Source organism: Rahnella perminowiae (assembly GCF_019049755.1).
Lineage (GTDB): Bacteria > Pseudomonadota > Gammaproteobacteria > Enterobacterales > Enterobacteriaceae > Rahnella > Rahnella perminowiae.
The window spans coordinates 1-12,422 of the sequence record NZ_JAFMOS010000491.1 but is presented as its reverse complement, the minus strand read 5'-3'; the positions used below and the strand labels follow the sequence as shown (position 1 = coordinate 12,422).

The window sequence follows — 12,422 nt, the reverse complement described above, 5'->3', positions numbered from 1 at the left end:
ATCGCAGTCCTGCGGTATATCAAAATCGTTCATTTCCTCACCCAAAATCTATTAAGTAGGAAGCCTGTTATGGTATAAAAAATCATCCCTATGATTTGCGAGAAAAAAGTGTAATCCGGGAAGAAGAATAATATGCATGTAATTGGAACAAGGTTAACAAGATAAGCAATTCCGCAAGTCACCAGAAATTTTATCAATCTGCTGAAGCTTGGGGTCGAATTAAATGTAAAGAGCGTATTTAGGATAAAACTGAATATTATACCAACTACGTAGCCAATAGCATTGGCCAAATAAATGTTCACATTGGCATACATCAGGGAAAATATAACGATACCTGTTAACCCTGTATTGAAAAGCCCAACAACCATATATTTAGCGAGTAATTTATTTGTGGACACTCTAACCTGCTTAAAACACGTACCGTAAGTTGATAGGTAATGGTAGTTAAAAATGTTAACTTAACAAGCGTTAACATAATTAATGTGATTATGTTATGGCTACCTAGGTGTGTCAGACTGGATTTTACTCAACACTACAGCAACCTGTCGCCAAGAGACCTCTCAATGTCCTCATACTTCACAGGCAAACCGAGGCTTCCGGCATTGCTGTATCTGTACTCTTATCCGTGTCGCTCAATTACAGTATTTGGTGAAAATTACGTCAACAAATTGATAGTGCTGCAATACATATATTTTCAACGAGATATAACGATCTATGGAATTTACTCTGTCACTCAAAAATATTGACTTGTTATTGTTAATAAATTTTCTTAATTTTGCGACCAGACTTAGAAGATAAGCACAAACCCCGTCTGATAAGCAGTAAATGCACCGAAGGATATTGTCACTGAGAAGAGAGTATTTTCCTTCCGAAGCTTCCTTTAACCCCATTCCAAAATACTGGCACAATCCAGGGCCGGTTGTTAAATAAATCCCGGCGGTCCGCTTTTCCGTCTCACCGTACCCAATCCCTGATAAAAACCAGGGTGATCCCCTCTGGTAACTCGGCTAAACTAGCGCCTTCTTTGTATTTATGCCTTACGGCAGGCTCAACGTGCGTCTCGACAAGAAAATTTCTCAGCTGGATAACATCATTTACCGTAATTACAGAGTCACTCACGCCCTGCGTATTGCGGTGGCGTTTATTCTGACATTCCTGATTGTCCGGCTGACAAAAATCCCTGAAGGCACCTGGCCGCTGATCACAATGGTGGTGGTGATGGGGCCGATTTCCTTTTGGGGGAATGTGGTTCAGCGGGTGCTGGAGCGCATCACCGGCACTGTATTCGGTTCACTCTCAGGGTTGATAGCCTTATGGCTTGAACTCTATTCCTTTCCGCTGATGTTGATGTGGTGCGGGATTGTGATGTTCGTCAGCGGTTATCTGACTCTCGGCAAGCGTCCGTATATGGCGCTGCTGATTGGGATTACGCTGGCGGTCGTGTGTGGCGCGGGACCTGGCGATATGAATACTGCACTGTGGCGTTCCGGTGATGTGATTTTCGGCTCCCTGCTGGCACTGCTTTTCGCCAGTATTTACCCCCAGCGCGCGTTTATTCACTGGCGCATGCAGATGGCCGATTACCTGATGTCGCTGAATAAACTTTACAGCGCCTGGCTGTCGCCGAACATGCTTGAACGCCCGCAGTTGCACGGTAAAATGAAAACCACGATGGGGCAGATGGTCAAAATGCGTTCTCTGTTTGCTCCCGCCAGTAAGGAATCGCATATTCCGCGTGAAGTGTTTGACGCTATCCAGACTCTGAGCCGTAATCTGTTGTGTACTCTTGAACTGCTGGCCGATGCCTACTGGAGTTCGCGCGAAAGCCATTTCCTGATGCTTAATGCCCGCACGCTGCGCAGCGCGCAACGGCTGATGCTCGATACGCTGGAAAAACTCAGTCTGATGCTGATGAACGGCACCAAAGGTGATGAACTGACGATCAATCATCAGCTGAATGAATCTGCAGAAGAACTGAAAGCGCTGATGGCGGAAATGAATGCCGCACACCATCTGGAAGCGCAGGTGTACGGCTATGTGTGGCTGAGTTCGCAGGTCGCGGAACAACTGCGGGCGATGGGAGACCTGATCACCATGACGATGCAAAAAGAAGACGCTCAAATAAGCAGCGTTAAAACGCCAAAAGCATGAAGGGATTTTTGTCTGCGGTCTAAAACGGGTAAGATGGTCTTATTGGACGATTATCTGAGCGCACCGCCCGATCTTTGCTAGTCTTCCTGCTAACTGCCGGTAAGGCAGACCAAGCGGTTGCGACAAGTCAGTCACTGAATCTGTGTAACTTAATCGAAGGTGTTAAAATGGACAATATCAACAAGCCGAGTTTCCAGGACGTTCTGGAGTTTGTGCGCATTTTCCGTCGTAAAAACAAATTACAACGTGAAATTGCTGACAACGAAAAGAAAATCCGTGACAACCAGAAACGCGTTCTGCTGCTCGATAACCTGAGTGATTACATCAAACCAGGCATGAGCATCGACGAAATTCAGGCGATCATTGCCAGCATGCGCGGCGACTATGAAGATCGCGTTGATGACTACATCATCCGCAATGCAGACCTGTCGAAAGAACGTCGTGAAATGTCCAAGAAACTGAAAGCAATGGGCGAAATCAAAGCCAACGAAACCAAGTAATTTCGTCGCCGCTGAAAGCAAAAACCGGGTGGATACCCGGTTTTTTTACGTTTGCACTAATCCAGCACACGCAGCGGCTTACCCGCCAGAAATGACCGGATATTCTCGACCGCTTCGGTGAAGTACACCTGATAATTACTGTCGGCGACATAACCCAGATGGGGTGTCGCCAGCACGTTCGGTTGCGTTCTGAAAGGATGATCGGCCGGCAATGGCTCGGCATCAAAGACATCAAGTCCGGCACCGGCTAACTGACTGTTTTGCAGCGCGCTGAGCAGGGCGGGTTGATCGACAATGGCAGCGCGCGACGTATTGATCAGCAGGGCAGAGGGTTTCATCTGTGCCAGTTCTTTCGCACCCAGTAAGCCGCGTGTGCGCTCGCCGAGCACCAGATGAATGGAAACCACGTCGCTGGTTTGCAGTAACGCTTCTTTTGATGTGCAGAATTTTACGCCATGTGCTGCGGCGTGTTCTGCGGTCAGATTATGACTCCACGCGCACACCTCCATGCCAAAGGCCTGCGCGATATGGGCCACCTTCTGGCCAATTTTCCCCAGCCCCAGCAGACCAAGCTGTTTACCGCTCAGGCCGACGCCCAGCGTGCTTTGCCACGGGCCGTTGTGACGTAGCGCATTATTTTCCGTGACCAGATGCCGTGCCAGCCCGAGGATCAGGGCCCACGTCAGCTCAACCGGCGCGGCCTGTCCGCTGCCGGTGCCACAGACCGTCACGCCATGTTTTTTCGCAGCGACAAGATCAACCGACGCATTACGCATGCCGGAAGTGATCAGCAGTTTCAGATTGGGCAGGCGGGCAAACAGTGCAGCGGTGAATGGCGTACGTTCACGCATAATCACCACAATGTCGGCATCTTTCAGCGTTTCAGCGAGGGCATTTTCGTCGGCAATATGTTCTGTCAGCGCACGGCATTCCACCTGTGGTGCAAGTGACTGCCAGTCAGCCAGCGACAGGGAAACATTCTGGTAATCATCAAGAATCCGGCAGTGAAGTGGCATGGAAATCTCTCATATGAAAATCATGATAAAGAGATATAACACTGAAACAGCCGGGAGGTGAAGTCTCCCGGCAACGCGGCCTGAAAAGATTAATTAATGCAGATGAGAAAGGCTGGGCGCGCTGATGCGCAGGCCGTCTTCGCTGAACACCATACAACGTTTGGCATCAAACCAGGTGGTCAGGCTCTGATAAGGGTTGAAAGCCATGTCGCCCGGCAGCAGCATTTTAAAGCCATCAATGCCATAACACTGACCAAACAGATACGTGCTGTTGCCCAGCCGTTCTACCACTTCGCAGTTAAATTCCAGCACGTTTTCGGTTTCCTGCGACAGCAAATGTTCAGGGCGGATCCCAAGCGTGACTTTATCACCCGCCGACAGTTCAGAGGTGCTCAGTGCCAGTGTCAGGGTCTTCTCCGGCGTCAGGCGTACTTCGAGCTGTTCCGGCTGCCAGCGGATCACTTCAGCAGGCAGGAAATTCATTTTGGGTGATCCGATAAACCCCGCGACAAACTGATTCACCGGATTGTAGTAAAGATCCATCGGTGCGCCCATCTGCTCGACTTTGCCGTAATTCATCACCACGATTTTATCGGCCAGTGTCATGGCTTCAGTCTGATCGTGTGTCACATACACCATGGTGGTTTTCAGTTCCTGGTGCAGCTTGGAAATGTGTAACCGCATATCCACACGCAGCTCTGCATCAAGGTTAGACAGGGGCTCATCGAACATAAATACCTGCGGATTACGCACAATCGCACGTCCGATGGCGGTTCGCTGGCGCTGTCCGCCGGAAAGCTGTTTCGGTTTTCTGTCCAGCAGATGAGAAAGCTGCAACGTTTTGGCGACCATCTCCACCTGATGACGAATTTCTTCTTTCGGCACGCCGTTGACTTTCAGCCCGTAACCCATGTTTTCTGCAATGGTCATGTGCGGATACAGCGCGTAAGACTGAAACACCATCGCCACACCACGCCGGGAAGGATCGACGTCATTCACCCGCTGCTCGCCGATGTAAACGTCTCCTTCCGTAATCTCTTCCAGCCCGGCAATCATGCGCAGCAGGGTGGACTTACCGCATCCTGATGGCCCGACGAAAACGGTGAATTCGCCGTCTTCAATATCAATATTGATGCCATGTAATGTCACTGTTTTATCAAAACGCTTGACCACATTTTTAAGTCTGATGCTGGACATGTGAGACCTCATAAAGAATTCATACCGCTGATGTTTCGGACTATAACCACCTTGTGTAAGCGTTTGCACAAGCGGGTTCGAATTTTGGAGAGAATATCACACAATGCGCATCTTTTTGTAGTGATTTATAGCTTGTAAGTTTAACGTATAACATAGTTTTTAAGGCGACATTAATCAGTATTAAATCAGCTTTTATGGGGTTTGGTACAAGGATTTTAGATTGAGTGTCGTTATAAGCCCTACAAAAATGTTATACCTTCACATCCAGGAGCAACAATGAAAATTACACACCTTACTGCCTTGGTACTGATGTCGTTAAGTCTGAGCAGCCAGGCCGTCCGGGCAGCCGGGGGGCAACTGCTTATCTGGGAGGATATTAAGAAATCTTCCGGTATTTCCGACGCGGTGAAAGATTTTGAAAAAGAGAACAATGTCAAAGTCGTTGTGCAGGAAACGCCTTATGCACAACAAACGGAGAAATTACGTCTGGATGGTCCGGCAGGCATCGGCCCTGACGTCGTCGTGATCCCTAATGATCAGCTGGGCACGGCCGTGGTACAGGGGTTACTGGCACCGCTGAATCTCGACAAAACGTTTCTTGCCAGCTTCACACCGCCGGCGTTAAACGCCTTCCAGCTTAAAGGACAAACCTACGGTGTGCCGAAAGCAGTCGAAACGCTGGTGCTGATTTACAACAAAGATTTACTGCCGCAGGCACCGGCGACCCTCGACGAATATTACACCTTCTCCAAAGCCGAAAGGGCGAAAGGCAAATACGGCCTGTTAGCCAAGTTTGACGAAGTGTATTACGCCTATGGCGCGATGGCTTCCATGGGGGGCTACATTTTCGGTAAAGATGCGAAGGGTGAAATCAACGTTGAAGATATCGGCCTGAACAAACCGGGCAGCATTGAAGCCATTACTTATCTGAAGAAATTCTATGCCGACGGGTTATTCCCGGCAGGGATTGTCGGTGATAACGGGCTGAACGCTATCGACTCGCTGTTTACTGAGAAGAAAGCGGCTGCGGTGATCACCGGCCCGTGGGCCTTCCAGCCATATGAAGCGGCGGGAATTCACTATGGCGTTAAAGCGTTACCGCTGCTGCCAAACGGCAAACCGATGAGTTCATTCCTCGGCGTGAAAGGTTATGCGGTTTCAACTTACAGCAAGCAAAAACCGCTGGCGGAAAAATTCATCACCTTCATCAACCAGCCGAAGTACGCCAAAGTGCGCTACGAAGTGACCAAGGAAATCCCTGCTCTGACGGCGCTGGTTAACGATCCGATGATTAAAAACGATGAAAAAGCCAACGCGGTGGCAGAGCAGTCTACCCGCGCGACGGCCATGCCGGGTGTACCGGAAATGCAGGAAGTGTGGGGCCCGGCGAATAACGGTATTCAGCTGGGTGTGACCGGCAAACAACCGGTTGATGCCGCGCTCAACGATGCGGTGAAAAATATTCAGATGCAAATCGAAGCGGCGAAAGCCAGCAACGAGTAACCGGTAACGCTTGCTGAAACCCCGTATGTCTGACAGGAGGGAGTGATTTCACTCCCTCACCAGTGAAAGGAACATCTTTGTGTCTATGCGTCTTCATGAGGAAAACCCGGCGCCACTTTCCGCCAGCCACCATGCACCGGTGGCGCTGGCGGTGGCGCTGATCCCCGGTTTTGGGCAGTTTTATAACCGGCAATGGGCCAAGGGAATACTGTTTTTTATCATTCTTATTTGTTTCGCCGGCGTGTTCTATGATTTCCTGCGTCAGGGATTATGGGGTTTATATACGCTGGGTGAAGAAGTACCGCGTGATAATTCGATATTTCTGCTCGCCAAAGGCATTATCAGTCTGCTGATTGGCGCATTCGGTGCGGCTTTTTATTACTGGAGCCTGCGCGATGCATGGGCAAACGGTAAACGCCGTGACCAGGGCATGGAATTACCCAGCGTGCGTAAGCAATATCATTTGCTGCTGCGTGAAGGTTTTCCCTATCTAATGATCACACCGGGTTTTATTTTACTGGTGTTTGTGGTGGTTTTTCCAATTATATTCGGCTTCTCAATCGCGTTTACTAATTACAATTTATATCACACGCCACCGGCGAAATTAGTCGACTGGGTGGGGTTCAAAAACTTTATTAATATTTTCACGCTCAATATCTGGCGCTCCACATTGCTGGATGTATTGCAATGGACGGTGGTCTGGACGGTGCTGGCGACCACGCTGCAATGTACGGTGGGTGTCATGCTGGCGATTCTGGTGAATCAGAAAGATTTGCGCTTCAAGGCGCTGATCCGCACCGTGCTGATATTGCCGTGGGCGGTGCCGGGTTTCGTTACCATTCTGGTATTTGCGGGTATGTTCAATGATTCATTTGGCGTCATTAATAACGGCATTCTGGCGGCCTTAGGTATTGAGCCTAAAGCCTGGCTGACCGATCCGTTCTGGACCAAAACAGCGCTGATCATGATGCAGACCTGGCTGGGCTTCCCGTTTGTGTTTGCCATGACTACCGGCGTATTGCAGGCTATCCCGAACGATTTATATGAAGCCGCGACGATGGATGGTGCCAGTACCTGGAAGAAACTCAAAACCATTACGTTGCCGCTGGTCTTATATTCCATTGCGCCAATTATTATTACGCAATACACCTTCAATTTTAATAATTTCAATATCATCTATCTGTTTAATAACGGTGGCCCGGCGGTGGCCGGTTCGAATGCGGGCGGAACGGATATTCTGGTGTCGTGGATATATAAACTCACCATGTCATCTTCGCAATATGCTATTGCGGCGACCATTACAATTCTGCTATCGATATTTGTAGTCGGTATTGCGTTGTGGCAATTCCGGTCAACGAATTCATTTAAACAAGATGATATGGCGTAACCGGGAGAAGGAATATGAGTAAACACACCAGTATTAAAAGAAACCGGTTTATCCGCCTTGCGCTGAGTTATTTACTGTTGCTGATGGTGGGGGTAATTATTATTTATCCGCTTATCTGGACAGTCGGTGCGTCACTCAATGCCGGTAACAGCCTGCTCAGTACGTCGATTATTCCGGAGAATGTCTCGTTCCAGCATTACAAAGACTTATTTAACGGTGAAGTGAATTATGTCGGCTGGTACTGGAACTCGATGAAAATCAGTTTCCTGACCATGATCCTGACCCTGATTTGCGTGAGTTTTACCGCTTATTCCTTCTCGCGCTTTCGTTTTAAAGGCCGGAAAGACGGGCTGATGCTGTTCCTTTTATTGCAGATGATCCCGCAGTTTTCGGCGCTGATCGCCATTTTCGTGCTGGCGCAATTACTGGGGCTTATCAACAGCCATCTGGCGCTGGTACTGATTTACGTCGGCGGCATGATCCCAATGAACACCTATCTGATGAAAGGCTATCTCGATGCCATTCCGAAAGATCTGGATGAATCAGCGCGGATGGACGGCGCCGGTAATTTCCGCATTTTCATCGAAATCATCATGCCGCTGTCGAAGCCGATCCTGGCGGTGATAGCGCTGTTTTCCTTCACCGGCCCGCTGGGGGATTTCATTCTTTCGAGCACCATTTTGCGTACACCGGATAAGTACACCTTGCCGATTGGCCTGTACAACCTGGTGGCGCAAAAAATGGGGGCTAATTACACCATGTACGCCGCAGGGGCGGTACTGATCGCCGTACCGGTCGCCATTTTCTATCTCGCCTTACAAAAATACTTCGTTTCCGGCCTGACGGCTGGCAGTACAAAAGGATAATCCGATGTCTTTATTTTCTAAGAAGATTTTCAATAAAAGCGCAATGGCCTGCGTACTGCTGGCCATGTCGTTCTCCGGTGTGGCACAGGATGTGGTGATCAAAAAAGTCGCTAACGTGCCCGCAGATTTCATCAAGGGTGCTGATATCTCGACGCTGATAGATGTGGAGAAACACGGCGGCAAGTTCTTTGACCAGAACCACAAACAGACCGATGCGATGGTGATCCTCAGGCAGAACGGTTTTAACTACGTCCGTTTACGCTTATGGGTGGATCCGAAAGATGCACAGGGCCATCCGTACGGCGGCGGAAATAACGATCTGGCCACCACGCTGGAACTGGCGAAACGCGCTAAAGCCCTGGGTTTTAAAATCCTGCTTGATTTTCATTACAGCGATTTCTGGACCGATCCCGGCAAACAGTTCAAGCCAAAAAGCTGGGAGAAAATGGATTATCCGCAGTTGAAAACTGCCATTCATGATTATAGCCGTGACGTGATCGCCAAATTCCGCGCACAGGGCACCGTGCCGGATATGGTGCAGGTCGGTAACGAAATGAACGGCGGCATTTTGTGGCCGGAAGGCAAAAGCTGGGGCGCGGGCGGCGGCGAGTTTGACCGTCTGGCCGGGTTGCTGAATGCGGCGATTACCGGTGTCCGCGCGGACGAAAAAAATCCGTCAGATATCAAAATCATGTTGCATCTGGCTGAAGGCACCAAGAACGATACCTTCCGCTGGTGGTTCGATGAAATCAACCGTCGCAACGTGCCTTATGACGTGATTGGCCTGTCTTTTTATACTTACTGGAATGGCCCGATTTCAGCGTTGCAGACCAATATGGATGACATCAGCAAACGCTACAACAAAGACGTGATCGTCGTGGAAGTGGCTTACGGCTATACCACCAAAAACTGTGATGCAGCTGAAAACAGTTTCACGGAAAAAGAAGCCAAAGACGGCGGCTATCCGGGCACGGTGCAGGGCCAGGCCGATTTCCTCAGCGATCTGATCAAAAGCCTGGTGGCCGTGCCGGATCATCGCGGCAAGGGCCTTTTCTACTGGGAACCGACCTGGATCGCTGTTGACGGCGCCGGCTGGGCGACACCTGCCGGTATGACCTACATCAATGATCACTGGAAAGAGGGCAACGCCCGCGAAAATCAGGCGTTGTTCAGCTGTGACGGCCAGGTTCTTCCTTCCATCAAAGTCTTCAATTAATCCCTTTTTCCCCGGCCGGATTGGCCGGGGTGTGAATATTTCTTAAAGTTCCTAAGGACCCAAGCATGACGAAATTTCCTCCTCTGAGCAGTAAGATTTCCGGCCTGTTACATGGCGCGGATTACAATCCGGAACAGTGGCTGGAGAGCCCCGATGTCCTGATTCGTGATGTCGAAATGATGAAAGAGGCGTGCTGTAATGTCATGTCCGTCGGAATTTTCAGCTGGTCAGCGCTGGAACCCGAAGAAGGCCATTTCACGTTTGGCTGGATGGATCAGGTGCTGGATCGTTTGCACGAAAACGGCATTTCGGTATTTCTCGCCACCCCAAGCGGGGCGCGTCCTGCGTGGATGTCGCAAAAGTACCCGGAAGTCCTGCGCGTGGGGCGCGACCGTGTAAAAGCGCTGCATGGCGGACGTCATAATCACTGCATGAGTTCGCCGGTGTATGCCGAAAAAGTTCAGGTGATGAACAGCGCGCTGGCGAAGCGCTACGCACATCATCCGGCCGTTATCGGCTGGCATATTTCCAACGAATACGGTGGCGAGTGCCATTGTGATTTTTGCCAGACCCGTTTCCGCGACTGGCTGAAAGCCCGTTATGTCACACTGGATGCGCTGAATAAGGCCTGGTGGAGCACTTTCTGGAGCCACACTTATACCGACTGGGCGCAGATTGAATCACCATCACCACAGGGCGAAAGTGGCGTTCATGGGCTGAATCTCGACTGGCGTCGTTTTAATACCGATCAGGTGGCCCGTTTTTACAGTGAGGAAATCCGTCCGCTGAAAGCGGAGAACCCGGCGTTACCGGCGACCACCAATTTCATGGAATATTTCTACGATTACGATTACTGGAAACTGGCCAGTGTGCTGGATTTTATCTCGTGGGACAGTTATCCGATGTGGCACACCCGCAAAGACGATATTGGTCTGGCGGCGTATACCGCGATGTATCACGACCTGATGCGTACCCTGAAACAGGGCAAACCCTTTGTGCTGATGGAATCGACGCCGAGTTTCACCAACTGGCAGCCGGTTAGCAAACTGAAAAAGCCGGGGATGCACATTTTGTCCTCCCTGCAGGCAGTCGCGCACGGTTCGGATTCGGTGCAGTATTTCCAGTGGCGTAAAAGCCGTGGTTCTTCGGAGAAATTCCACGGCGCGGTGGTTGATCACGTCGGGCATATTGATACCCGCGTCGGACGCGAAGTGTCTGAACTGGGCAGGATTTTATCCGCACTGGCGCCGGTGGCAGGCAGCCGCGTAGAAGCCAGAGTGGCGATTATCTTCGACTGGGAAAGCCGCTGGGCGATGGACGATTCCCTCGGGCCGCGTAATGAAGGGCTGGAGTATGAAAATACCGTCGCCGGACATTACCGCGCACTGTGGTCGCAGGGCATTGCGGTCGATGTGATCAACGCCGACTGCGATTTAACCGGTTACGACCTGGTGATTGCGCCGATGCTGTATATGGTGCGGGCAGGCGTCGGTGAGCGGATCACCGCGTTCGTGCAGGCCGGTGGCCGGTTTGTCGCAACTTACTGGAGTGGTATCGTTAACGAAACAGATTTGTGTTTCCTCAGCGGGTTCCCGGGGCCGTTGCGTCCGGTGCTGGGGATCTGGGCGGAAGAAATCGACAGCCTGACTGATGACCAGCACAACAGTGTCAGCGGTACCGAAGGCAACGCGCTGGGCTTAAACGGTCCGTATCGTGCCAGCAAATTGTGTGAAGTGATTCATCTTGAAGGCGCGGCAGCACTGGCAACGTATGGCGAGGATTTCTACGCGGGAACCCCGGCGGTGACCGTGAATCTGTTTGGCAAAGGCCAGGCCTATTACCTGGCTTCGCGCAACGATCAGCAATTCCATGCTGATTTTTATACCGCGCTGGCAAAAGAAATACAGTTGCCGCGGGCGATAGAAACGGATTTACCGGAGGGTGTCACCGCAGCACGTCGCACAGACGGCGAAAATGAATTTATCTTCCTGCAAAACTACGCCGCAGACAGTCAGACGGTGACGTTGCCGGATGATTACCGCGACATGGTGCATGGCGGTGTATTACCCCGCAAACTGACGCTGCCGGCATTCGGTTGTCAGATCCTGTCGCGCCGTTTATCTGCCATTTCTTAAACTCTTATTTTTAACAACCACGTGCAATCAGGTTTTTCCGGTTGCACGTTTTTTTTCATTCCTGAAAGAGAGTGTTCATCATGGTAAATATTAAAGACTTTATGCATGTATTCTCTGCGAAGAATAAAAGCCCTGAAAATGAGATCCCGCCACCGACTGATGTGGCGTTATTAATTGATGCACTCGGCGGGCGCGATAATATTATTAACGTTGATGCCTGCATTACCCGTTTGCGGGTGACGGTAAAAGAACTCAGGCGGGTGAACTCCGGCGCTATCCAGCAGACCGGCGCGATTGGCGTGGTAATCATCGGTCAGGAAGTGCATGCCATATTTGGTAAGCAGTCCGACAGCCTGAAGAAATTAATGACTGAGAAGTTTGGTTTAAAAAGTAATTAATCTCTCTTACGTAAATGCCCTAAAAATAAAGGCAGCCCGACACAAGGCTGCCT

Annotated in this window: 11 protein-coding genes; 8 read left to right on the top strand and 3 right to left on the bottom strand. The window is 50.4% G+C overall.

What is annotated here, in order from left to right; all coding sequences use genetic code 11:
* Positions 1-29 precede the first annotated feature (29 nt).
* Positions 30-368 carry a GtrA family protein gene (locus J1785_RS09760; protein ID WP_217219312.1) on the bottom strand — a complete coding sequence of 113 codons (339 nt, stop codon included), beginning with the start codon at positions 366-368 and terminating at the stop codon, positions 30-32.
* A 685-nt stretch (positions 369-1,053) separates the two neighbouring features.
* Here J1785_RS09760 and J1785_RS09755 point away from each other — a divergent pair.
* Positions 1,054-2,151, top strand: coding sequence for an FUSC family protein (locus J1785_RS09755; protein WP_129952558.1), 1,098 nt, complete (start codon positions 1,054-1,056; stop codon positions 2,149-2,151).
* Positions 2,152-2,318: 167 nt separating this feature from the next.
* Positions 2,319-2,651 (top strand): DUF496 family protein, encoded by a 333-nt coding sequence (locus J1785_RS09750; RefSeq protein WP_013574907.1) that lies wholly within the window; start codon positions 2,319-2,321, stop codon positions 2,649-2,651.
* A gap of 56 nt (positions 2,652-2,707) precedes the next feature.
* On the opposite strand, the gene J1785_RS09745 is transcribed toward J1785_RS09750, so the two are convergent.
* Both J1785_RS09745 and J1785_RS09740 read right to left on the bottom strand, forming a co-directional pair.
* The gene (locus tag J1785_RS09745; protein WP_129952559.1) at positions 2,708-3,667 is read right to left on the bottom strand and encodes a D-2-hydroxyacid dehydrogenase family protein; all 960 of its coding nucleotides are present in this window, start codon (positions 3,665-3,667) and stop codon (positions 2,708-2,710) included.
* A 93-nt stretch (positions 3,668-3,760) separates the two neighbouring features.
* Complete coding sequence (locus tag J1785_RS09740) at positions 3,761-4,864, bottom strand: ABC transporter ATP-binding protein (protein ID WP_129952560.1); 1,104 nt, start codon at positions 4,862-4,864, stop codon at positions 3,761-3,763.
* A gap of 276 nt (positions 4,865-5,140) precedes the next feature.
* Between J1785_RS09740 and J1785_RS09735 the strand changes: the two genes are divergently transcribed.
* The 6 genes from J1785_RS09735 to J1785_RS09710 all read left to right on the top strand — a co-directional run bounded on the left by J1785_RS09735 (position 5,141) and on the right by J1785_RS09710 (position 12,369).
* A complete protein-coding gene (locus J1785_RS09735; RefSeq protein ID WP_129952561.1) occupies positions 5,141-6,367 on the top strand; it encodes an extracellular solute-binding protein in 1,227 nt (408 codons plus the stop codon).
* 85 nt (positions 6,368-6,452) lie between these two features.
* On the top strand, positions 6,453-7,754 hold the full coding sequence (locus J1785_RS09730) for a carbohydrate ABC transporter permease (protein WP_129952789.1): 1,302 nt from the start codon (positions 6,453-6,455) through the stop codon (positions 7,752-7,754).
* 14 nt (positions 7,755-7,768) lie between these two features.
* Positions 7,769-8,620: a sugar ABC transporter permease gene (locus tag J1785_RS09725; RefSeq protein ID WP_129952562.1), complete on the top strand. Its 852-nt coding sequence runs from the start codon at positions 7,769-7,771 to the stop codon at positions 8,618-8,620.
* A 64-nt stretch (positions 8,621-8,684) separates the two neighbouring features.
* Positions 8,685-9,836 carry a glycoside hydrolase family 53 protein gene (locus tag J1785_RS09720; RefSeq protein WP_238483162.1) on the top strand — a complete coding sequence of 384 codons (1,152 nt, stop codon included), beginning with the start codon at positions 8,685-8,687 and terminating at the stop codon, positions 9,834-9,836.
* A gap of 65 nt (positions 9,837-9,901) precedes the next feature.
* A complete protein-coding gene (locus J1785_RS09715; protein WP_217219311.1) occupies positions 9,902-11,971 on the top strand; it encodes a beta-galactosidase in 2,070 nt (689 codons plus the stop codon).
* An 80-nt stretch (positions 11,972-12,051) separates the two neighbouring features.
* A complete protein-coding gene (locus J1785_RS09710) occupies positions 12,052-12,369 on the top strand; it encodes a PTS sugar transporter subunit IIB (protein ID WP_129952565.1) in 318 nt (105 codons plus the stop codon).
* The last annotated feature ends 53 nt before the right edge of the window (positions 12,370-12,422 follow it).